At 68.0% G+C, this 22,840-nt stretch carries 16 protein-coding genes; 3 read left to right on the forward strand and 13 right to left on the reverse strand.

Annotated elements, in window-relative coordinates:
* Positions 1-84 precede the first annotated feature (84 nt).
* From G6N07_RS12880 to G6N07_RS12910, 7 genes are all read right to left on the reverse strand, one after another.
* Positions 85-2,916 (reverse strand): ribonuclease E, encoded by a 2,832-nt coding sequence (locus tag G6N07_RS12880; RefSeq protein ID WP_085189802.1) that lies wholly within the window; start codon positions 2,914-2,916, stop codon positions 85-87.
* A 296-nt stretch (positions 2,917-3,212) separates the two neighbouring features.
* Positions 3,213-3,623: a nucleoside-diphosphate kinase gene (ndk, locus tag G6N07_RS12885; protein ID WP_085189800.1), complete on the reverse strand. Its 411-nt coding sequence runs from the start codon at positions 3,621-3,623 to the stop codon at positions 3,213-3,215.
* 31 nt (positions 3,624-3,654) lie between these two features.
* Positions 3,655-4,050, reverse strand: coding sequence for a DUF4233 domain-containing protein (locus G6N07_RS12890; protein WP_085189798.1), 396 nt, complete (start codon positions 4,048-4,050; stop codon positions 3,655-3,657).
* Entirely contained in the window at positions 4,047-5,456 is a 1,410-nt protein-coding gene (gene folC / locus G6N07_RS12895; RefSeq protein WP_085189796.1) for a bifunctional tetrahydrofolate synthase/dihydrofolate synthase, read from the reverse strand. Before folC ends, G6N07_RS12890 begins: the two co-directional genes overlap by 4 nt.
* Positions 5,453-8,140 (reverse strand): valine--tRNA ligase, encoded by a 2,688-nt coding sequence (locus G6N07_RS12900; RefSeq protein ID WP_085189794.1) that lies wholly within the window; start codon positions 8,138-8,140, stop codon positions 5,453-5,455. The genes folC and G6N07_RS12900 overlap by 4 nt, the downstream gene beginning before the upstream one ends.
* A 64-nt stretch (positions 8,141-8,204) precedes the next feature.
* A complete protein-coding gene (locus tag G6N07_RS12905; RefSeq protein ID WP_085189792.1) occupies positions 8,205-9,464 on the reverse strand; it encodes a saccharopine dehydrogenase family protein in 1,260 nt (419 codons plus the stop codon).
* Positions 9,465-9,474: 10 nt separating this feature from the next.
* A complete protein-coding gene (locus G6N07_RS12910; protein ID WP_085189790.1) occupies positions 9,475-11,505 on the reverse strand; it encodes an alpha/beta hydrolase family protein in 2,031 nt (676 codons plus the stop codon).
* A 43-nt stretch (positions 11,506-11,548) separates the two neighbouring features.
* Here G6N07_RS12910 and G6N07_RS12915 point away from each other — a divergent pair, with 43 nt between their 5' ends.
* A complete protein-coding gene (locus G6N07_RS12915; RefSeq protein WP_085189788.1) occupies positions 11,549-12,709 on the forward strand; it encodes an FAD-dependent monooxygenase in 1,161 nt (386 codons plus the stop codon).
* A gap of 155 nt (positions 12,710-12,864) precedes the next feature.
* Here G6N07_RS12915 and G6N07_RS12920 read toward each other — a convergent pair whose 3' ends face one another.
* The 5 genes from G6N07_RS12920 to G6N07_RS12940 form a co-directional block, all read right to left on the reverse strand.
* Positions 12,865-13,383 (reverse strand): transglycosylase family protein, encoded by a 519-nt coding sequence (locus G6N07_RS12920; RefSeq protein ID WP_085189962.1) that lies wholly within the window; start codon positions 13,381-13,383, stop codon positions 12,865-12,867.
* A gap of 200 nt (positions 13,384-13,583) precedes the next feature.
* Positions 13,584-13,910: a transglycosylase family protein gene (locus G6N07_RS12925; RefSeq protein WP_085189786.1), complete on the reverse strand. Its 327-nt coding sequence runs from the start codon at positions 13,908-13,910 to the stop codon at positions 13,584-13,586.
* Between the two features lie 978 nt (positions 13,911-14,888).
* Positions 14,889-15,482: a molybdenum cofactor guanylyltransferase gene (gene mobA, locus G6N07_RS12930; RefSeq protein WP_275990305.1), complete on the reverse strand. Its 594-nt coding sequence runs from the start codon at positions 15,480-15,482 to the stop codon at positions 14,889-14,891.
* Positions 15,483-15,498: 16 nt separating this feature from the next.
* The gene (locus G6N07_RS12935) at positions 15,499-16,608 is read right to left on the reverse strand and encodes a 2-oxoacid:ferredoxin oxidoreductase subunit beta (protein WP_085189782.1); all 1,110 of its coding nucleotides are present in this window, start codon (positions 16,606-16,608) and stop codon (positions 15,499-15,501) included.
* Positions 16,605-18,536 carry a 2-oxoacid:acceptor oxidoreductase subunit alpha gene (locus G6N07_RS12940; protein WP_085189780.1) on the reverse strand — a complete coding sequence of 644 codons (1,932 nt, stop codon included), beginning with the start codon at positions 18,534-18,536 and terminating at the stop codon, positions 16,605-16,607. The genes G6N07_RS12935 and G6N07_RS12940 overlap by 4 nt, the downstream gene beginning before the upstream one ends.
* A 626-nt stretch (positions 18,537-19,162) precedes the next feature.
* Between G6N07_RS12940 and fdhD the strand changes: the two genes are divergently transcribed.
* Positions 19,163-19,987: a formate dehydrogenase accessory sulfurtransferase FdhD gene (gene fdhD / locus G6N07_RS12945; RefSeq protein WP_085189778.1), complete on the forward strand. Its 825-nt coding sequence runs from the start codon at positions 19,163-19,165 to the stop codon at positions 19,985-19,987.
* Positions 19,988-20,251: 264 nt separating this feature from the next.
* Complete coding sequence (locus G6N07_RS12950; RefSeq protein WP_085189776.1) at positions 20,252-21,394, forward strand: fatty acid desaturase family protein; 1,143 nt, start codon at positions 20,252-20,254, stop codon at positions 21,392-21,394.
* Here G6N07_RS12950 and clpX read toward each other — a convergent pair.
* Entirely contained in the window at positions 21,391-22,671 is a 1,281-nt protein-coding gene (clpX, locus tag G6N07_RS12955) for an ATP-dependent Clp protease ATP-binding subunit ClpX (protein WP_085189774.1), read from the reverse strand. The two genes, G6N07_RS12950 and clpX, sit on opposite strands and share 4 nt — an antisense overlap.
* Positions 22,672-22,840 lie beyond the last annotated feature (169 nt).

The raw sequence follows: 22,840 nt of genomic DNA on the forward strand, positions 1-22,840 counted from the left end.
TCGATCCGATCCCGCCGCCGCCGGCAGTCAGCCTGGCGGCAACTGGTCAAGGGTACGTGACCAGCGGCTAAAGGGTCAAACCGGCTACTCGCTGCTGGGTGGACCCGCCGGACGTGCCGCGGCGCGTCGCCGCGGGCGCCGGGCCGCGACCACGATCACCTCGGCTTCGTCCTCGTCATCGTCCTCGTCCTCGTCATCGTCCTCGCCATCGTCCTCGTCCTCGTCGTTATCCTCGGGATCCCGGGAGTCCTCGTCGGAGTCTTCTTCGTCGTCGTCGAGGACGTCGATGTCGTCGATGTCGTCGTCCTCTTCGTCGTCGTCGTTGTCGAGGTCGATCTGGTCGGAGTCCTCGTCGTCGGGGTCCTCGTCGTCGGAGTCCTCGTCGTCGGAGTCTTCGTCGTCGGAGTCCGCGAACTCCTCGTCGTCGAGTTCTTCGGCGACGGCGTCATGAACCTTCTCCGCGGTGTCGTCCTCGCGGGCCGGGGTGTCATCGGTGGACTCGTCTTCGGACTCGTCGTGACCGCCGTTGGCGGCGGCCATCGCCTTGAACATCGGGTGTTCACCGGCGGGGTGCGGCGGCACCTTGATCACCGGCACGGCGACCGGCACCTCCTCGGGCTTGCCGCCCTTCTTGCCGCGCTTGCTGCGCCTCCCCATTCCGGGTTCGGACTTGCCGCCCCCGTTGCCGGACACGTTGTCGATCGGGTCGCCGTGCAGCACGATTCCGCGACCCGCGCAGTGCGGACACGGCGTGGAGAACGCCTCGATGAGCCCGGTGCCGAGCCGCTTACGCGTCAGCTGAACCAGACCCAGCGACGTCACTTCGGACACCTGGTGGCGGGTGCGGTCGCGGGCCAGCGCCTCGGTCAGCCGGCGCAACACGAGATCGCGGTTCGACTCGAGCACCATGTCGATGAAGTCGATGACGACGATGCCGCCGATGTCGCGCAGCCGCAACTGCCGCACGATCTCCTCGGCCGCCTCGAGGTTGTTGCGGGTGACGGTCTGCTCGAGGTTGCCGCCGGACCCGGTGAACTTGCCGGTGTTGACGTCGACCACGGTCATCGCCTCGGTGCGGTCGATGATGAGGGTTCCGCCGGACGGCAGCCACACCTTGCGGTCCATGGCCTTGGCGAGTTGCTCGTCGATGCGGTGCACGGCGAACACGTCGGGGCCGTCGCCGCCGTTGGAGTTGCCGGCCGGTTCGTACTTGGTCAGTCGTGGCATCAGGTCAGGTGCCACGGACTCGACGTAGGAGTTGATGGTGTTCCAGGCCTCGTCACCCGAGACGATGAGTCCGGAGAAGTCCTCGTTGAACAGGTCGCGGATCACCTTCACCAGCACGTCGGGCTCTTCGTAGAGCGCGACGGCGGCGCCGGCCTTCTTCGCGGTGATCTCGGCGGCCTTGGTCTCGATCTGCGTCCATCGCTCCTGCAGACGGTTGACGTCGGAGCGGATGTCGTCTTCCTTGACGCCCTCCGACGCAGTGCGGATGATCACGCCGGCGTCGGCGGGGACCACTGCGCGCAGGATCTCCTTGAGCCGTTGCCGCTCGGTGTCGGGCAGCTTGCGGCTGATGCCGGTCGACGACGCGCCCGGCACGTAGACCAGGTACCGCCCGGCCAGCGACACCTGCGTGGTCAAGCGGGCACCCTTGTGGCCGACCGGGTCCTTGCTGACCTGCACCACGACGTAGTCGCCGGGTTTGAGGGCCTGCTCGATCTTGCGGTTCTGTCCACCGAGGCCGGCGGCCTCCCAGTTCACCTCACCGGCGTAGAGCACGCCGTTGCGGCCGCGACCGATGTCGACGAACGCCGCCTCCATCGACGGCAGCACGTTCTGCACGATGCCCAGGTAGATGTTGCCGACGAGCGACGCGGACGCCGGCGACGTCACGAAGTGTTCGACGACGACGCCGTCCTCCAGCACGGCGATCTGGGTGTAGCGCGCGCCCTCGTGGGGAGGTTCGGTCCGCACCTTGTCGCGGACCACCATGACGCGTTCGACGGCTTCGCGGCGGGCCAGGAATTCGGCTTCGGACAGGATCGGCGGACGACGCCGTCCGGCGTCGCGGCCGTCGCGGCGGCGCTGCCGCTTGGCCTCCAGGCGCGTCGAGCCGCTGATGCCCTGAATCTCGTTGTCGTCGCCGTCGCCGGACTTGCCGCCCCGCTCACGCGGGGGACGTTCGTGCACGACGGTGTTCGGCGGGTCGTCCGGTGAGCCGTTGTCGGAGTCGTCTGGAGACCCGGACTTGCGCCGGCGCCGGCGCCGGCGCCGGCGTGAACTGCCGTCGCCGCCCGAGGCGTCCTCATCGCCGTCCTCGTCGGAGTCCTCCCCGGTGTCCTGATCGGAGTCGGAGTAGGCCCCACTGTCGGTCTTGGTCTCGCCGCCCTCGGCGTCTACGTCGCCGTTGTCGTCGCTCTGCTCGCCCCGGCCGCGTCCCCGGCCGCGGCGTCCCCGCCGTCGGCGGCGTGCGGCGGGCCGCTCCGACGGGTCCTCCTCGTCGTCGTCGCTGTCGGCCGACGCGGTGTCGTCGTCCTCGTCGTCGTCCTCGTCGGCGGGCTCGAACCGCACCGGTTGCGGCGCGACGAACAGCGGCAGGTAGTCCGCTCGCTCGACAGTGGCCGTCTCGAGGATCAGCCGCGACTCCGGCTCTTGGCCGGGTGCGGGTGCGTCCCCGTCGCCGCCGGCGAGAACTTCGCGGACCTTCTCGGCCTCGGTCTGGTCGACGGTCGAGTGCGCGCTGCGGGCGCGGCCGTCAAGTTCGGCCAGCGCGTCGAGGACCCGCCTGCTGGTGGTGCCCAGCACCCGGGCCAGGGAATGCACCCTCAGGCGTTCGGGAAGTCTTTCGCGAGGCGAAGCCTCTTCTGAAGAGTCCGGCGAGTCTTGGGCTTGAGTATTTTCACTGTCGGCCACGTATTCTCCTCAAGCCCCCGGGCGCGTCGTGTCGACGCGGCCACGCGAGGGCTTCCAATGTTGTACCCGGTAGGACTTCCCCCGGGCTTGTTGTGGTCTCGCGCCGAGCGGCCCCAGGTCAGAACCAACTCAGTGCCTGGCTGAATGACGGCTGGACGGTCGGCGCCACACCGCGTTCACGATGGTCGCGCACGTCGAAGTCTTCATTCGGGCGACGAACTCTGGTTGACGTCCGGCTACCCGCGACCAGTATCCCACACGTCACGGCACCGACCGACCAGGCTCCGCGAACCGGGTCAGCGGCCGGGGAACCAGAGTTCGATCTCGCGAACCGCGGAGTCCGGGGAGTCGGAGCCGTGCACCAGGTTGTCCTGGGTGATCAGGGCCAGGTCACCGCGGATGGTGCCGGGGGTGGCCTTCTCCACGGGATCGGTGCCGCCGGCGATCTGACGGAACGCGGCGATCGCGCGCGGGCCCTCCACGATCGCAGCGACCACGGGTCCAGAGGTGATGAATTCCAGCAGCGAGCCGAAGAACGGCTTTTCTTCGTGCTCGGCGTAGTGGCGCCGGGCCACCTCATCGCTGACCGTCTTCAGCTCGAGAGCGGCGATGGTCAGACCCTTCCGCTCGATCCGGCCGAGGATTTCCCCAACCAGGCGTCGTTGCACGCCGTCGGGCTTGATCAACACCAGAGTCCGCTCAGTCACGGCGCACAGACTACTGCAGCACAGGGTCCGGTCAGTCCTCGCTTCTCCGCTGACCAGGCAGCAAACCACGCTTCTCACGTCGCCTGACCTCGGCCCGTAGGTAGACGATGAGACCCCAGACCGCCGCGAACACCACGCCGATGAAGCCGATCGCGGCGTGGACCAGAAACCCGGCGATGAGCACCACCTGCAGTGCGAGATCCACCCACAGCGCCCAGGGTCGACCCTGGACTCCACACAGCAGAATCAGCACGACGGCAAAGCAGATGAGGAAGCCTCCGCTGGTGGTGGTCAGGCCACCGTGGGACGTGGAGACGACCGGCAGCGCCAGTAGCACCACGACGGCTTCCAAGATCAGCGTGCCTGCCATCACGCCGCGCAAGCTGCGCCACGGGTCGGGCCGCTGCGGCACGGGTTGCTCGCTCACTGCGGATCCCGACCGAACAGGGTGCGCGCGGCCCCGGCGGTCACCACCGAACCGGTGATGACCATGCCGGCGCCGGAGAGTCCTTCGCTCCCGCCGCCGGAGTCCTCGACCACCGCCGTCGCGGTCTCGATGGCGTCCGGCAGCGTAGCGGCCGGGATCACCCGTTCGGGTCCGAAGCGCTCCTGGGCGCGCAACGCGAGCGCCTCGACGTCGAGGGCGCGCGGCGAGCCGTTGTGCGTGACGACGATCTGGTCGAACGCCGGTTCCAGCGCCGCGAGTATCCCGTCGACGTCCTTGTCCCCCATCACCGACACCACCGCGACGAGGAAACGGAAGTCGAACTCGGTCTGCAGGGCATCGGCCAGCGCGGCCGCACCCGCGGGATTGTGGGCGGCGTCGATGAACACCGTCGGCGCGCTGCGCAGGCGCTCCAGCCGGCCGGGACTGGCAACGGCCGCGAACCCGGCCCGTACCGCGTCGATGTCGAGTTGGCGGTCTGCACCCGCACCGAAGAACGCCTCGACCGCGGCAAGGGCCAGTACCGCGTTGTGCGCCTGGTGTTCACCGTGCAGCGGCAGGAAGATCTCCGAATACACACCGCCGAGGCCCTGCAGTTCGAGGAGCTGACCGCCGACGGCCACCTGGCGGGACAGCACGGCGAATTCGGAGTCCTCGCGGGCGACCGCGGCGTCCGCGCGGACTGCTTGCGCCAGGAGCACCTCCATGGCCTCGGCCGCCTGGCGACCGATCACCGCGACGGTGTCGGTCGGGATCAAGTCGTCCGGTTGGCGGGTGATGATGCCGGCCTTCTCCCCCGCGATCTCGGACACCGTGTCCCCGAGGTAGTCGGCGTGGTCGATGCCGATCGGCGTGATCACCGCGACCGGCGCATTGACTACGTTGGTCGCATCCCACCGGCCACCCATACCGACCTCCACGACCGCGACGTCGACGGGTGCGTCGGCGAACGCGGCAAAGGCCATCGCCGTGATCACCTCGAACTTGCTCATCGGCGGTCCCCCCGCCGCCTCGGACTGCTGGTCGACCATGTGCACGAACGGTTCCACCTCGCGGTAGACCTCGACGTAGCGGGCCGGCGATATCGGTTCACCGTCGATGGCGATTCGCTCGACCGCCGACTGCAGGTGCGGGCTGGTGGTCCGACCGGTGCGCCGACTCAGCGCGATCAGCAGCGCGTCGATGATCCGGGCCACCGAGGTCTTGCCGTTGGTGCCCGTGATGTGGATCGACGGATACCCGGATTGCGGTGAGCCGAGCATCTCGAGCAGCGCATTGATCCGCGCCGTGCTGGGCTCGATCTTGGTCTCCGGCCAGCGGGCGTCGAGCAGATGCTCCACCTGCAGCAGCGCCGCGATCTCGTCGGGGCTCGGTTGTGGCCGACTCATCGGGACGGCAGTCCGGCCAGGCGGGCGTTGATGCGGTCGACCTCCTCGCGCGCCACCTGCTCACGGGCGCGGATCTTGTCGACCACCTCCGCGGGCGCCTTGGCGAGGAAGGCGTCGTTGCCAAGTTTCGCGGCCGTCCCCTTCAGTTCCTTCTCCGCGGCGGCGAGGTCCTTCTCGAGCCGGCGGCGTTCGGCGGCGACGTCGACGGTGCCGGAGGTGTCCACCTCCACCACGACGGTCCCCGCCGACAACCGCACCTCCACCGACGCCGACGGGGTGAAGCCGTCACCCGCCTCGGTCAGCCAGGCCAGTGCGCGGACCGCGGGAACGTGGTGGTCCAAACCCGCCGCGCCGATATCGGACAATCTGGCCGGAACCCGCTGCCGGTCGGCCAGCCCCTGATCGCTGCGGAACCGGCGCACCTCGGTCACCAACTTCTGGATGTCGGAGATATGTTGGGCCGCAGTCTCGTCGAGAGCGATACCGGAGGCCTCCGGCCAGTCGGCGACGACCAGCGACTCCGCCTTTCGCGTCGCTCCGCTCGCCGCAGCCCGCGCGCTCAGCGTCTTCCACAGCACCTCGGTGACGAACGGCATCACCGGGTGCAGCAGCTTGAGCAGGGTGTCCAGCACGGCGGCCAGCACCGCGGTGGTATGCGGAAGGCATTCGCCGAGTTGGACTTTCGCGAGCTCGACGTACCAGTCGCAGAACTCGTCCCAGGCGAAGTGATACAGCGATTCGCACGCCCGGCTGAACTCGTAGGCGTCGAAGGCGGTGTCGACCTCGGCGCGCACCTCTTCGAGCCGGCCGAGGATCCAACGGTCGGCGTCGGTGAGTTCAGCGATGTCCGGCAGCGGCGCCGGCGCGGCGCCGTTCATCAACGCGAAGCGCGTGGCGTTGAAGAGTTTCGTGGCGAAGTTCCGCGATGCGCGCGCATGGTCCTCGCCGATCGCCAGGTCGCCGCCGGGGCTGGCGCCGCGGGCCAGGGTGAAACGCAGCGCGTCGGCGCCGAACGCCTCCACCCAGTCGAGCGGGTCGATGCCGTTGCCGCGCGACTTGCTCATCTTGCGGCCGTGTTCGTCGCGGATCAACCCGTGCAGGAAGACGTGCTCGAACGGCACGTTCGCCGTGCGTTGGCCGTCGAGCGTGATCGCCGGGTCGTCGGCGACGAAGGTGCCGAACATCATCATCCGCGCCACCCAGAAAAACAGGATGTCGTAGCCGGTGACCAACACCGTCGTCGGGTAGAACTTCTCCAACTCCGGCGTGCGGTCGGGCCAGCCCATGGTCGAGAACGGCCACAGCGCCGAGGAGAACCAGGTGTCGAGCACGTCGGGGTCCTGTTCCCAGCCGGCCGGCGGCGTCTCGTCCGGCCCCACGCAGACGGTTTCCCCGTCGGGGCCATGCCAGATCGGGATCCGGTGGCCCCACCACAGCTGCCGGGAGATGCACCAGTCGTGCATGTTGTCCACCCAGGCGAACCAGCGCGGCTCCAGGCTCGGCGGGTGGATTTCGGTGTCGCCGTTGCGCACAGCGTCGCCGGCCGCTTTCGCCAGCGCCTCCACCTTGACCCACCACTGCAGTGACAGCCGCGGCTCGATGGGCTCACCACTGCGTTCGGAGTGTCCGACGCTGTGCAGATAGGGTCGCTTCTCGGCGACGATGCGACCCTGCTCGGCCAGTGCCTCACGGACCTTGACGCGCGCCTCGAACCGGTCCATCCCGTCGAACTGCGTCCCCGTGCCGGCGATCCGGCCCCTGGTGTCCATGATCGAGGGCATCGGCAGCGAATGCCGCAATCCGATCTCGAAGTCGTTGGGGTCGTGGGCGGGCGTCACTTTCACTGCCCCGGTCCCGAATTCGGGGTCGACGTGGGTGTCGGCCACAATGCCGATGCGACGATCCAGAAACGGGTGCGGCAGCGAGGTGCCCACCAGGTGGCGATAGCGGTCGTCGTCGGGATGGACGGCGATCGCGGTGTCGCCGAGCATGGTTTCCACGCGGGTGGTGGCGACGGTGATGTGCGGTTCGTCGTCCGAGAGCGAGCCGTAGCGGAACGACACCAACTCACCCTCGACGTCTTCGTACTTGACCTCGAGGTCGCTGATCGCCGTCTGGAGCACGGGCGACCAGTTGACCAGGCGTTCGGCCTGGTAGATCAATCCGGCGTCGTAGAGCTTCTTGAAGATCGTCCGTACCGCGCGGGACAGGCCGTCGTCCATCGTGAACCGGTCACGGCTCCAGTCGACCCCGTCGCCGAGCCTGCGCATCTGCGCGCCGATGGTGCCGCCGGACTCCCGCTTCCATTCCCACACCTTGTCGATGAACAGCTCCCGACCGAAGTCCTCTTTGGTCTTGCCGTCGACCGAGAGTTGCTTCTCCACCAGCGTCTGGGTGGCGATGCCGGCGTGGTCCATGCCGGGCAGCCACAGCACCTCGAAGCCCTGCATCCGCTTGCGCCGGGTGAGCGCGTCCATGAGCGTGTGGTCGAGCGCGTGGCCCATGTGCAGGCTGCCGGTCACGTTCGGCGGCGGCAGCACGATCGAGTACGCGGGCTTGTCACTCGCCGGATCGGCGGTGAAGTACCCCGCATCCACCCAGCCCTGGTAGATGTCCGCCTCGACCGCCCCCGGCTCCCAGGATGTGGGCAGGGCTTCGGCGTGGGCGTCAGGGGTGGCGGTCACCCGTTGATTCTAGGGAGCGACGACACTGCCTACCGTCCGGGTCCCACCGTGGGAACGGCGCCCGTCACGCCAACCGGGAAGTCTCCAGGGACACACCGGCACCGGGCAACCGCGCCAGTAGTGCGTCGCCCATCGCCGCCGCGGGGGTGAGCACACCGCGCAGGTCCGAGAGCTTTTCCCGGTCTAGTGCCAGCGCCAAACCGCACTCGCCGAGCAACACCGACGTGGCCTTGTAACCCGGGTCACCACGCTGGGACATCCGCGCGAGGTAACGCGCCCCCGTGGTGGTCGTGGTGTAGGTCTCGACGGTGTAGTGCCCGCGTTCGCGGGTCTGCTCGCTGGGCCCGGTGCCGGGCGCTGGCAGGACCCGGTCGACGAGCCTGCGGGGCAGCCGGTGGAAGTAGCGCATACCCAGGCCCATGACGGCGGTGCTGCCCGCGGTGATCAGCGCGGCGATCGCGGGTGCGACTGGGGTTCGCCCGGTGCTCATCACCTCGGAGTATTCGAACCTACGCCCGTAGGCGTAGCCCAGCAGTGCGTTGCTGCGCCTGACGACGCGGGTGTTCGGGCCCGCCATCGCGAACGCCGCCGTCCAGTACCCGGACAGTTCGGGCGCGATCTCCGCACCGCGCCGCCAGCGCATATCGGGCTGCGCGCCGAGTTCGGGTTCGGCCCGGCGGTCGGGCGACAGGGTGTAGGGGTCGGTCATCTGCCGCCGCACCTCGGGATCCGCCGAGGCGGCGTTCAGGATTTCCATGGCTGAGGCCAGCGTGCCACCGGAGGCGCCGCCTGCGACGCTGCGCACCACCATGGTGGTGTCGCCGAGCTCCCCCTCGCCGTCCTCGGACACCTTTCGGTGCAACACGTAGACGGTGAGATCCGAAGGAATGGAATCGAACCCGCAGGCGTGGACGATGCGCGCGCCGGTGTCGACGGCCTGCTTGTGGTAGTGGTCGATGCTGTCGCGGATGAACATCGTCTCGCCGGTCAGATCGGCGTAATCGGTGCCGGCAGCGGCGCACGCGGCGACCAGCGGCAGCCCGTACTTGGTGTACGGCCCTACCGTGGTGAGGACGACACGGGTGCGGGCGGCCAGCGCGTTGAGGGTCGACGGCTGTGAGGCGTCGGCGGTGATGAGCTCCCAGCCGGCCGCCTTGTCGCCCAGCGATTCGCGGACCTTGAGCAGTTTGTCCGGCGACCGTCCGGCCAGCGCGATCCTGGCTTCCCCGCCGTGCCGCGCCAGGTAGTCGGCGGTGAGTTTCCCGACGAATCCGGTGGCTCCGTAGACGACGATGTCGAATTCACGCTGCTCTGCGGGACTCATGGTGGCGACGCTACCCGAGCAGTTCCGGCAACTCGACGTCTCGCCCGAGCACCTGCCTGGCCAGGAACGCGAAGACCACCTGGTACCAGAGCTTGGCGTGCTGGGGCGCCAGCACCCAGTGGTTCTCCGAGGGGAAGTAGAGGAACCGGTGCGGTGCGGCACCCGCGTCGTCGGCGGGTAGGCGCGACCTGGTGAGCAACTCGTACCAGAGCCGCAGCGCTTCGCCGATCGGCACGCGGTAGTCCTTGTCGCCGTGGACGACGAGCATCGGCGTGGCGATGTTCTCGACGAAGAGGTGCGGCGAATTGCGTTCGGCCATCTCGGGTGTCATCTCGCGGGCCCACCAGTAGGCGCCGTCGGTGGTGGCGCCGAACTGGTCGAGCGCCCACAGGCTGGCGTGAGTGACGATGGCGTCGAATCGGTCGGTGTGCCCGGCGATCCAGTTCGCCATGTATCCGCCGAACGACCCGCCCATCGCCGCGGTACGGGCGTCGTCGATGCGTGGGTCGGCGATCGCCGCGTCGGTGGCGGCCATCAGGTCGGTGTAGGGCGCCTCACCCCAGGCACCCCAGCCGCGCTGGACGAAGTGCTGGCCGTAGCCGGTGGACAGCGCGGGGTCGGGCAGCAGTACGGCGTACCCCTGCGCCACCATCAGCCACGGATTCCACCGCCAGTGCCAGCCGTTCCAACTGGCGAGCGGCCCACCGTGCACCCAGAGCAGCAGCGGCACCGGATGGCTTTCGTCGGCGCCGTCGGGCAGCGCCAGCCACGACCGCACGGCGACACCGTCGGGGGCGGCCGCGGTCACCTCGGTGAGCGTTCCCGGCAGCGGTGGCGCCTCCACGGTGGGCAGCACGGTGACCGCGCCGTCGGGGTCGATGCGCACCGGATGCGGCGGCGCGGCGTAGTTGTGCCGGATCGCATAGAGCACGCCACCGGGTGCGGGCGTCACGTCGGTGTAGGTGTAGTCGTCGTCGGTCAGCTTCGTGACGGCGCCGCTATCCGGGTCGACCAGGAAGATCGGCCCGCGGCCGTTGTCGTCGGCGGTGAGGACCAGCATCTTGCCGTCGCGGCTCCAGGTGACCGAGGTGGGCCAGCGGTCCCAGTGGGCGGTGATTTCCCGTGCTGCCTCCCCGAACCGCACGCAGCACAGCGTGGTGCACGGAGCCTGCAGCGGCGTGGAGATGGTCTCGCGGGTGAACGCCACCGCACTGCCGTCCGGGGAGACCGCCGGATTCCCCAAGTCGGCCCCGGGGTCGTCGGCGACCATGATGCGCTCACCGGTGTCCACCTCGACGCGCACCAGGGTGTCACGCAGCACAGCCCCGGCGGACGGGTTCTTCCACGAGGTGACCAGGAATCGGCCGTCGTCGCTGAGGTCGACGCCCGCGCCGCGCAGACCGTCGCCGGGCTGGGATGTCAGATCACGGCCGTCGGCGGCGTCGAGCAGGTGCGGCTGATCCGGCCCCAGGTCGTGATCCCATGAGCGCACCGGATAGCCGCTGTGCAGGATGGCGGAGACCCTGTTGTCCTTGCGCAGCGCACGCAACCTCTTGTCGTCGCCGAGGTCGGTCGCCGAGGTCAGCATCGGCGCGCTCACCACCGTGACTCCCGCCGCCCGCGCGCAGTGCACGGATGCCACACCGCCGGGCGGGGCGCACTCCTCGACCGCCTCTCCGCCCTGCGCGGGCAGTCGCCACAGCGCCGCGGGTGGCGAGTCGCCGTGTTCGGTGCAGTCTCCGCTGGGGCGTGACGCCAGGAACAGCAGATCACCGCCCGGGGTGAAGACCGGTGCGCGCTCCCCTTTCGGGCCGCGGGTAAGGCGGCGGGCGGGGCGAATCCCGTCGGGGTCGAGCTCCCAGATCGCGGTGACGAAGGCGGTGCACTTGTCATCGAGCTCACTGATCGTGGTCACCACCCGCGTCCCGTCGGGAGCGACCGCGAGCCCGGACACCCGCGGCAGCGCGAGGTAGGCGTCGAGATCCGCGAAAGGCGAGGGAGCGGACTCGGCGGCATTGGGCGAGGGAGCATTGTCGGGCATGACTTCAAGTAGGTAGCACACCGGTGCGGGTTAAGTTCGTGCGATGTCGCAGCGGATCCTCATCGTCGGCGCGGGCATCGCCGGTCTGGCCACCGCGGTCGCGTTGCAACGGATCGGCTACCCGGTCGCGGTCCTCGAAGAGAAGGCGGACACCTCCGCGGGTGCGGGTATCAGCATCTGGCCCAATGCGCTGGCCGCACTCGACGTGCTCGGCCTCGGCGACGCGGTGCGCGGCTCCGGCGGCCGCGTCACCGCGGGCGCCCTGCGGTGGCGCGACGGTGCGTGGCTGCGCCGGCCGTCGGCAGACCGGATGGTGCGCGCGCTGGGTGAACCCCTGGTGGTGACCCGCCGCGCCGACCTGACCGGCATCCTCGCCGACGCCCTGACGCCCGGCACCGTGCGGCGCGGGGTCGCCGCGCGCGGAATCGAATCGGCACCCGGCGGGATGCGGGTCACGCTGTCGGACGGGGCGGTGCACGAGGCGACCGCGGTGATCGGCGCCGACGGCGTCGGCTCGATGGTTGCCCGCCACCTCAACGGACCTCTGCGTCACCGCTACGCCGGGTACACCGCGTGGCGGGGCATCTCGAGGCACCGCCTCGATCCTGAACTCGCCGGCCAGACACTCGGTGCCGGCACCGAGGTGGGCCACGTCCCACTGGGATCCGACCACACGTACTGGTTCGCCACCGAACGCACGGCCGAGGGCGGGGCGACCCCGGGGGGCGAGCTGGAGTATCTGCGGGGAAAGTACCGCGACTGGGCTGAGCCGATTCCGTCGCTGCTGGCGGCCACAGCAGCAGCCGACGTGCTACGCAACGATCTCTACGACCGCGATCAGCTGCGCATCTGGTCGCGAGGTCCGGTGACGCTGGTGGGCGACGCCGCACATCCCATGCGGCCGCATCTGGGTCAGGGTGGCTGTCAGGGTCTCGAGGACGCAGCCGTCCTGGCACAGTTCGTGGCGGCCGCCACGGACGCCCGGACCGACTTCCCGACCGCCTTCAGCCGGTTCGCAGGTTTCCGCCGTGCCCGGGTGCGGGCACTCGTCTGGGAGTCGAAGTTGATCGGACGCGTCGTCAATGTGCGCCCGGCCGCCATGAGCGCCCTGGCGAGCAGAGCGACCGTACTGATTCCCGAGCCTGTCGTGGCATGGCACCTGGCATCGGTCGCCGCCCGCTCCGCCTTTGTGCTGCCCGGATGACCGCCACGCTTCCGCCCCTGCGGGTCGATGCGCGGGTCCGCTCGCCGATCACCTGCCCGATTGGTGGTCGCTGAGCGCCCCGGCGGACGATCTGCTGGCCGCCGGTGCGGTGCGGCTACCGGACGGCACCATGCTCGATCCGCAGGGAAACGAGTTCAGCGCTGCGCAGCCAGGCCGCCCAGCGGGCTGAGCACCGTCGAGCACAGCGCCTTGAGGTCGACGATGCCCAGGACCCTGCCAGAGCGCACCGCGGCGCAACCGGTGGCGGGACGCGGCGCGGTGGCCGGAGCGGCGACCCGGGGGGCACCGGGGTTGTTCCACACCGCGGCGCTGGCGGCGACGCCGCGCGGCCCGCACTTCGGCCAGGCCTTGAGTCCCTGGGTGGCGAGCACCCGCTCGGCGACCTGGATCTGCTCGCCGCGCGACGCGCTGGCCGGATTGCCACGGCCACCGTGGGACGCCCAGGTGGCCGGCTTGAACTGCAGTCCGCCGAAGTGCCCGTTGCCGGTGTTCGTGGACCAGTTGCCGCCCGACTCGCACTGCGCGACGGCGTCCCAGTCGACCGAGTCGGCGCTCGCCGTGGCCGACGAGCAGAACATCGGGGCCAGCGCGAGCGCGGCGCCGATGACGGCGAGCCAGATACCTCGGGTGAGAGCTTTACGGATGTCCATCATGTTGCGGTCCTTCCCCGACCGTTCGACAACCAAGGACCGCGGTCGAAGGACTGAGACTTCCGATGCGGCTATCCGGGGTGTCGGGTGATGGACATCACGCGTTACCAGTGTTGCCAAAGTTTTAACCGTTACTTATCTGGCGTAAGAGACAGATGAGAGAAGGGGCGGCACCAGCAGGTGCCGCCCCTTGCTGCAGTGCGTCAGCCGCGCCCACCGCAGGCCGGCCATGCGCCGATGCCCTGACTCTGTAGGACGTTCTCGGCCACGCGGATCTGCTCTTCGCGCGAGGCGTTGTGCGGCGAACCCGAGCCGCCGTTGGACCGCCACGTGCTCATGGTGAACTGCAGGCCGCCGTAGTAGCCGTTACCGGTGCTGATCGACCAGTTGCCGCCGGACTCGCACGCCGCGACGGCGTCCCAGTTGACGCCACTGTCCGCGTTCGCGGTGCCGACGCCCAGCGCCATCGGAGCCACAGCGAGCCCCCCGGCAAAGATGGCCAGCCCAAACGTCTTGCGGATGTTCTTCAAACTTGTGTCCTTTCGCCGAGCGCGCGCCGTCGACGCCCGACATGCGGGCGCGCCGCCTGAAGCACAGGCAGAAGGAGCTGGGCCGCACCGTCTCGGTCAGGTGCGACATGGGGAGCTCGACATGCTCCGCCGGACTTCAGCCCGACGTCCGCTGGGCGATCACGCCGTCCGCGGCCCCACTCACGCGCAGGTTCGTGGTTTTGGAATTGTTTGCTCCGGTGAGGAGCCGTCGAGGACGCTACAAAGCGTTCACCCAGAAGTCATATCCACTCGACGCGGAAGGACGGCAGATAACAGGATCATTACGGCCGCCTGTGAAAGAGCTAAGACGCAGGTCAGCGCGCAATCTACGAGGGGCTCCCGGACAAGGGCGGCACACCGCATTCGTGACCCAAATCACGACATTTTTGTGAGCCAGACCACGTAGCAGAAGGTTTCACCAGAAAATGTGGCCGAGCGGCGATCCGGGCCGCTCGAGAGCCGGCGAGCAGGTCCGCGAGCCGGTTCGCTCGCACGTGCAGCCGTCGCGTGGAAGAGTGCGCCTCCAAAGGGCTTGCGGCATAACCTTCTCTTGCCCAACCCGACGCTGGCGAAAGGTACGGGTACCACTGCAGCGCGGACGGAACGTGTTGTGCGGCAAGGCCATATCGAGGCGTCGACTGCCTCGATCGGGCGCCTGCTCATCCTGTTGACGCGCGCGAAAGGCCGTACACCGTTCTTTTTTGAGGCATTTCTCGTCCCCTCGCCTGAATGGGAAGGGGGTACGCATCGAAAGCCGGAACCGGCGGCGAGCCGAAAAAGGTGCTGCCCCAGCGGATTCCGGACGAGTTGACCAGGAAATGGTACCCATTCAGATGGTAACGGCGCAGACGTTCACATTTTGATCACGGATAGGTAAATGGCGCCTTATCACGGAATTTACGCCCGCATTGTTAGAAAGGTAATCTAAGTAAAGCCGACATACAATTTGCTGGCAGATCAGTGGCCGACGGGCAGGTCGGCGGGCGTGTTCGCGTTGGTGAGAGCCCGCTGCTCGGGCATGACGATCCGCTGGGCATCCACGGTGTCCACCAGGGCGCGCATGCTGCGCTCGCCGGCGGCCACCAACTGGGCGATGTGCCCGGAGAGCGAGGTGCGGTAGACACCCGCCAGGTAGTGGTCGCGGCCGTCCCACGGCAGCACGACATCGACGCCGAGCCGTTCGGCGGGCACGGCCAGATCGTCGACGAAATCCATCGTCAGATAGGGCAGGTCGACGGCGCACACGAACGCCCACCGGTGCCCGGCTTCGGCGGCCGCACGCAGCCCCCGCCCGGTCGCCAGCAGCGGTCCCACGCCGCGTACCTCGTCGCGCAACACCTCGGCAGCCAGGTCGGGTAGCGCTTGGCCGGGTGCGGCGATCACGAACACCGGCGAGCACCGTCGGCCCACCGTGGTCACCACGTGCTCGACGAGTGTGGTGGGTCCCGACGGGCCGTCGATGCTCACCGTCGCCTTGTCGCGTCCCATCCGGCGGGACGCCCCGCCGGCCAGCACGACCGCGGCCAACGGTACGGGTGACGTCGCCCCCAGGATCACCTAGGTGACGTTAGTCGACGGTCCAGGTCTCCTTGCCGCGAAGCAGCGATTGCAGCGCCGCGGTGTCGTGTGGCCTGGCATCGCGCGCCGACTGAACCTGCTCACGGGCGGCGTCGTCGTAGGTGGGCCGGTTGACCTGCCGGAAGATGCCCATCACCATGTGCTCGAGGTTCTGCTCGGACAGCCGTGACAGCGCGAACGCGTACGCCGGATCGTCGATCTCGGCGTCATGGACCACGATCTCGTCAGCCGACACGTCGGCGGTCTTGGCGACGTCCAGACCGTAGCCGGATTTGACGACGCAGTATTCACCGTCGGCGCCGAAGGTGATCGGTTCGCCGTGGCGGACGTTGATCAGGCGCTCCTCGGCACCCTCTTTCCGCAGCGCGTCGAACGAGCCGTCGTTGAAGATCGGGCAGTCTTGCAAGATCTCGACCAGGGCCGCACCGCGGTGCTGGGCCGCGGCGCGCAGCACCTCGGACAAACCCTTGCGGTCGGAGTCCAGCGCCCGGCCGACGAACGTGGCCTCGGAGCCCAGTGCCAGCGACACCGGGTTGAACGGATAGTCCAGCGAGCCCATCGGCGTCGACTTCGTCACCTTGCCGACCTCGGACGTCGGCGAGTACTGGCCCTTGGTCAGACCGTAGATCCGATTGTTGAACAGCAGGATTGTGATGTTGATGTTGCGGCGCAGCGCGTGGATCAGATGGTTGCCGCCGATGGACAGCGAGTCGCCGTCACCGGTGACGACCCAGACCGACAAGTCGGGACGGGCCAGCGCGAGCCCGGTGGCAATGGTCGGCGCACGGCCGTGGATCGAGTGGAAGCCGTAGGTCTCCAGGTAATACGGGAAACGGCTTGAGCATCCGATGCCGCTGATGAACGCGATGTTCTCGCGGCGCAGCCCCAACTCCGGCAGGAAGTTGCGGATCGTGTTGAGGATGACGTAGTCACCGCACCCGGGGCACCAGCGCACCTCCTGGTCGCTGGTGAAGTCCTTGCCCTTCTGGGGCTGGTCGGTGGTGGGCACCCCCGCCGTCTTGGACAACGGGGTCAGGCTCAGGTCGGTTCCGATCAACTGGGTTGATGCGCGATCCGCTTCGCTTCTCGCTGTTGTCATTCGCTCACTCCCACGCCAGCTCCCACGGTGGCCGCAGCCAGCCGCGCGAACGTGGCCTTCTCGTTTTCCTTGCCTCCCAGTGTGCCGTCGATCGCGGAATCGATGATGCCTTCGACCTCGTCAGCCAGGAATGCCATGCCCTCGACCTTGGTCACCGACTGCACGTCGGCGAGGTAGCGCCCGCGCAGCAGTAGGGCCAACTGCCCCATGTTCATCTCCGGCGCCACGAGCTTCGGGTAACGCGTGAGCACCTCACCGAGGTTGGCCGGGAAGGGGTTCAGATGCCGCAGATGTGCATGGGCCACCTTGATGCCCTTGCGCCGGGCGCGACGGCACGCCTCACCGATCGGCCCGTAGCTGCTGCCCCAGCCGATCAGGAGCAGCTCGGCGTCGCCGGTCGGATCGTCGACCTGCAGGTCCGGCACGGTGATGCCGTCGATCTTGGCCTGCCGCAGCCGGACCATGAGGTCGTGGTTCTTCGGCTCGTAGCTGATATTGCCCGAACCGTTCGCCTTCTCCAGTCCGCCGATCCGGTGTTCGAGACCCGCGGTGCCGGGTACCGCGAACTGGCGGGCCAGCGTCTCCGGATCGCGTGCATACGGGGCGAAGTCGTCGCCGGGCTGCGCGAAGGTGTGGTCGATCGGGTCGTATCCGGCGACGTCGGGGATACGCCAGGGCTCCGAGCCGTTGGCGATCGCACCGTCGGACAGGATGATCACCGGTGTGCGGTAGGTCAGCGCGATCCGGGCGGCGTCCACCGCGATGTCGAAGCAGTCCGACGGCGACCGCGGGGCCAGGACCGCAACCGGCGACTCGCCGTTGCGGCCGTAGAGCGCCTGCAGCAGGTCGGCCTGCTCGGTCTTGGTGGGCAGACCCGTCGATGGGCCGCCGCGCTGGACGTCGATGATCACCAGCGGCAGCTCGGTCATCACGCCAAGGCCGACCGCCTCGGCCTTGAGCGCCACACCGGGACCCGACGTGCTCGTGACGCCGAGCGCGCCACCGTAGGAGGCGCCGAGCGCAGCGCCGATGCCGGCGATCTCGTCCTCGGCCTGGAAGGTCAGCACGTTGAAGTTCTTGTGCTTGGACAGCTCGTGCAGGATGTCCGACGCCGGGGTGATCGGGTAGGTGCCGAGGATCACCTGCGTGTCGGCGAGCACGCCGGCTGCCACGATGCCGTAGGCGAGTGCGGTGTTGCCCGAGATCTGCCGGTACTCGCCGGATTGCAGCTTGGCCGGAGACACCTCGTAAGTGGTGGCGAACGCCTCCGTGGTCTCGCCGAAGTTCCAGCCGGCCTTGAGCGCCAGCACGTTCGCGGCGGCGACGTCGGGTTTGCGGGCGAACTTCTCCTGGATGAAGATCTCGCTCTGGTGCAGCTCGCGGCCGTACATCCACGACAGCAGGCCGAGCGCGAACATATTCTTCGCGCGTTGGCCGTCCTTCTTCGACGCGCCGATCTCCTCGACGGCGCCGAGGGTCAGGGTGGTCATCGGCACGGCCTGCACCACGTAGTCGGACAGCTCGTCGGTTTCGAGTGGGTTGGCGTCGTAGCCGACCTTTGCCAGGTTGCGTTTGGTGAACTCGTCGGAGTTGGCGATGATCAGACCGCCGCGGGGCAGGTCGGAGACGTTGGCCTTGAGCGCCGCGGGATTCATCGCCACCAGGACGTCGGGTCGGTCGCCTGCGGTGAGGATGTCGTAGTCGGCAATCTGAATCTGGAACGACGAGACACCGGGCAGGGTGCCCTGAGGCGCGCGGATCTCGGCGGGATAGTTCGGCTGCGTCGCGAGGTCGTTACCGAAGAGCGCCGCCTCGGACGTGAAGCGGTCACCCGTGAGCTGCATGCCGTCACCGGAATCACCGGCGAATCGGATGACGACCTTCTCGAGCTTCTGCCGCGGCGCGGCGCCGTTGCCGTTCAGCCCCATCCCCCTGCCTTTCCCACTGTCAGCAGCGGGTCCACCAGTCGCGGGCGCCCAGGCGCGCCGCCGGTGGACGACCCACATACGTTCCGAATAGAAGTTGATGTCACTCTTAGTACCGATTATTGCACTGGTCTTAGGTAGCCCGATACCACACGCCGCACCGCCACGCCGGGCAGGATTGGTGGATGCCCTGCTCAGCGGGGCGAACGCCGCGCCGAAGCGAACGTTGTGTGGTCTTCGTCACGTGCCGGAAACGCGATTCTCCTAAGAAAACGCCACCCATCGGTAGCTGTGGGCTAGCGCCCCTCGGAGTAGTTGACCTAGGCCTGCCGACCGCCGCGGGCCGACAAGTGACGGCGTTCGTGCCACCGGAACCGAAGCATGAGGATCTGACGATGCGCGCGCCATCCGACCGACAGCGGGTCACGCCAAGCCGCGGTGCGCCAATCGATGTCCATGCCTCAATTGTGCATATCCCGGGGGCGTTGGCACGCCGGCGCGCATGTGACGTCGGCGTCGGATCGGTGAACACTGTGATGCCGATTCCGCCGGCGGCCCGGCAGCTGTTGGTCGCCGGTCTGAGCCGAGGCGTCATACAGATCATCGAGGTCACCTCCTAGGCTGGACCCATGGGTCGTGTCACCGCGCGGCGGCGCGTCCACCATGTGACCGCCGGCACCAGCGTCGCGCGGCCCGAGACCCTGGTGGTCGAAGAGCCACTCGAGATCCGCGTCGGCGGTGAGCCGCTGACCGTCACGATGCGCACACCGGGATCGGATGTCGAGATGGCGCAAGGTTTCCTTCTCACCGAAGGGTTCATCGGGCACCGCGACGACGTGCTGACGGTGCGGTACTGCCGCGGGGCCGGTGACGACGGGGTGAACACGTACAACGTGCTGGACGTGACGTTGGCACCGCACGTGTCCGCGCCCAGCCCGGATCTGCGGCGGAACTTCTACTCGACCTCGTCGTGCGGGGTGTGCGGCAAGGCCTCGCTGGAGGCCGTGCAACTCATCAGCCGACACGGCCCCGGAGACGACCCGTCACGGGTCAGCGTCGAAACGCTGTCGGCGCTTCCGGATCGGCTGCGGGCGGCACAGAAGGTGTTCGCCACCACCGGCGGACTGCACGGCGCCGCGCTGTTCACCACCAACGGCGAGATGCTCGTCGTACGCGAAGACGTCGGCAGGCACAACGCCGTCGACAAGGTGATCGGCTGGGCGTTGGAGGCCGACCGCATCCCGTTGACCGGTTCGGTGCTGCTGGTCAGCGGTCGCGCCTCGTTCGAACTGACGCAGAAGGCGGTGATGGCGGGCATTCCGGTGCTCGCCGCTGTCTCGGCACCGTCGTCGCTGGCGGTCGACCTGGCGGGCCAGTCCGGGCTCACCCTGGTGGCGTTCCTGCGCGGCCAGTCGATGAACGTCTACACCCGACCGGACCGCGTCGACCGCTGATCTGAGCGCCATCTGCAGGAACTCCTAGCTCGGAACCCCACCGCCTGGATGACCTCGACGCCCGACGGACACCCGAACCGAGGACGCCGAGGGGTTCACCAAGACCCGCTACGACGCATTCGTCGACGAGGTCCTCGCGGAGCGCAGCCGGGCGTCGCGGTAACGGCTGCCGGTCGGCACGTAGAGTGGGTCGAGGAGCCGGTCCCGATCACTGGGGCACAACGCGTATGCGAATGCGCCTCCCCCACCGACCCGAGGACTCATGTGGCAATCACCGACGTCGCTGCCTATGCGCATTTGAGCGAGGCGGATGTCGAGGGCCTGACACGCGAGCTCGACGCCATCCGTGCCGACGTGGAAGCCTCGCTGGGCGCCCGTGACGCCGCCTACATCCGTCGCACGATCGGGGCTCAACGCGTTCTCGACGTGGCCGCACGAATCCTCATCCACCGCCCTTGGGGGACTGCGGGTTTGGTGCTGGGCACCGTCGCGCTCGCGACCGCCAAGAGCATCGAGAACATGGAGATCGGGCACAACGTCGGGCACGGGCAGTGGGACTGGATGAACGATCCGGAGATCCACTCGAACACCTGGGAATGGGATATGGCGGGGCTGTCGTCTCAGTGGCAGTACTCCCACAACTACAAACACCACGTGTTCAACAACATCATCGGCGTGGACGACGATCTCGGTTTCGGCGTGCTGCGGGTGTCCCCGGACCAGGAGTGGAGTCCGGACCACCTCGCGGCGCCATTACGAAACGTGTTCCTGGCATTGATCTTCGAGTGGGGCATCGCGCTGCACGGTCTGCACGCGAGCCGGGACCGCGCACTGCTCGTCGGTGGGTCCAAAGGGGGCCGGGAGCTGCTGGCCAAGGTCGCGCGCCAGGTCAGCAAGGACTATATGGTTCTGCCGGCGCTCAGCGGGCGGCGTTTCCTGCGGACACTGGCTGCCAACGCGACGGCGAATGTGCTGCGCAACCTGTGGGCGTACGTGGTGATCTTCTGCGGCCACTTCCCCGACGGCGCAGAGAAGTTCGAGCCCGCGGTCCTCGAAAGCGAGTCGCGCGGCGAGTGGTATCTGCGGCAGATGCTGGGCAGCGCGAACTTTCACGCCGGAACCGCGATGGGGTTCATGAGCGGGAATCTGTGCTACCAGATCGAACACCACCTCTTCCCCGACCTGCCCAGCAATCGGTTGCGGCAGATCGCGCAGCGGGTGCGCGCTCTGTGCGTCAAGTACGACCTTCCGTACACGACCGGTCCGCTGCCCCGTCAGTATCTGCAGGCGTTCCGCGTCATCCACAGATACGCGTTGCCGAACAGATTCTCCTCACACACGACAATGCACCCAGGGGCGCGAAACCCGGAGGTTCACGACCCTGGGTGCATTGTCGGTGAGTGCTAAGCGCTCTTGTCCCGACGCTCGCTGCGCTGCGGCTTGCGGGGCACGATCGTCGGAAGCACGTTGTCCTGCACGGTTTCCTTGGTTACGACGACCTTCGCGACGTCGTCGCGGCTCGGGATGTCGTACATGACCTGCTGGAGGACTTCCTCCATGATGGCGCGCAGACCACGCGCACCGGTGCCGCGGTGGATGGCTTGGTCGGCGATGGCGTCGAGCGCGTCGCCGGTGAATTCCAGCTCGACGCCGTCCATCTCGAACAGCCGGGTGTACTGCTTGACCAACGCGTTCTTGGGTTCCGACAGGATCTTGACCAACGACTCCTTGTCCAGATTCGTCACCGAGGCGATGATCGGCAGGCGGCCGATGAACTCGGGGATCAACCCGAACTTGATCAGGTCCTCCGGCATGACGTCGGCGAAGTGGTCCTGGGTGTCGATCTCGGCCTTGGAGCGGACCTCGGCGCCGAAGCCCAGGCCGCGCTTGCCCACGCGGTCGGAGACGATCTTCTCCAGCCCGGCGAAGGCACCCGCGACGATGAACAGGACGTTGGTGGTGTCGATCTGGATGAACTCCTGGTGCGGGTGCTTGCGTCCGCCCTGCGGAGGCACCGATGCCTGCGTGCCCTCGAGGATCTTCAGCAGTGCCTGCTGCACACCCTCGCCGGAGACGTCACGGGTGATCGACGGGTTCTCGCTCTTGCGGGCGATCTTGTCCACCTCGTCGATGTAGATGATTCCGGTCTCGGCCCGCTTGACGTCGTAGTCAGCGGCCTGAATCAGCTTCAGCAGGATGTTCTCGACGTCCTCACCGACGTAGCCGGCCTCGGTGAGCGCGGTCGCATCTGCTATTGCAAACGGGACGTTGAGCATCTTGGCCAGTGTCTGCGCGAGGTAGGTCTTACCGCAGCCGGTAGGACCGAGCATCAGGATGTTGGACTTCGTCAGCTCGACCGGCTCAGAGCGTGAATCGCGGCTCTTCTCGCCGGCCTGGATGCGCTTGTAGTGGTTGTAGACCGCGACGGCCAGCGTGCGCTTGGCGGTGTCCTGTCCGATGACGTAGCTCTCGAGGAACTCGCGGATCTCCGCGGGCTTGGGCAGCTCGTCGAGTTTCACCTCGTCGGCGTCGGCCAGCTCCTCTTCGATGATCTCGTTGCAGAGATCGATGCACTCGTCACAGATGTACACGCCGGGGCCGGCGATGAGCTTCTTGACCTGCTTCTGACTCTTCCCGCAGAACGAGCACTTCAGCAGGTCACCGCCGTCTCCAATGCGCGCCATGGTGGTGGGGTCCTACTTTCCTGTTCGACGTCGGAGGGTCGGTTCGGGCCGTTGCCAGGACCTGTGGTGCGGCCCTGTTTCCGACGCTACCCGTTAACTCCCGCGCGGTGCGACCGTTAGTGCCGAATCGCGCTGGTGGTATTCAGCTGTCGCGCCAACATAACGCCTC

The sequence above is a fragment of the Mycolicibacterium doricum genome, from assembly GCF_010728155.1.
GTDB lineage: Bacteria > Actinomycetota > Actinomycetes > Mycobacteriales > Mycobacteriaceae > Mycobacterium > Mycobacterium doricum.

Coding starts and splice junctions, on each gene's coding strand:
- G6N07_RS12915 (WP_085189788.1), top strand. CDS start 11,549: ATGTCGCAGCGGATCCTCATCGTCGGCGCGGGCATCGCCGGTCTGGCC.
- G6N07_RS12920 (WP_085189962.1), bottom strand. CDS start 13,383: ATGATGGACATCCGTAAAGCTCTCACCCGAGGTATCTGGCTCGCCGTC.
- G6N07_RS12910 (WP_085189790.1), bottom strand. CDS start 11,505: ATGCCCGACAATGCTCCCTCGCCCAATGCCGCCGAGTCCGCTCCCTCG.
- G6N07_RS12940 (WP_085189780.1), bottom strand. CDS start 18,536: ATGGGGCTGAACGGCAACGGCGCCGCGCCGCGGCAGAAGCTCGAGAAG.
- fdhD (WP_085189778.1), top strand. CDS start 19,163: ATGGGTCGTGTCACCGCGCGGCGGCGCGTCCACCATGTGACCGCCGGC.
- clpX (WP_085189774.1), bottom strand. CDS start 22,671: ATGGCGCGCATTGGAGACGGCGGTGACCTGCTGAAGTGCTCGTTCTGC.
- G6N07_RS12905 (WP_085189792.1), bottom strand. CDS start 9,464: ATGAGTCCCGCAGAGCAGCGTGAATTCGACATCGTCGTCTACGGAGCC.
- G6N07_RS12935 (WP_085189782.1), bottom strand. CDS start 16,608: ATGACAACAGCGAGAAGCGAAGCGGATCGCGCATCAACCCAGTTGATC.
- folC (WP_085189796.1), bottom strand. CDS start 5,456: ATGAGTCGGCCACAACCGAGCCCCGACGAGATCGCGGCGCTGCTGCAG.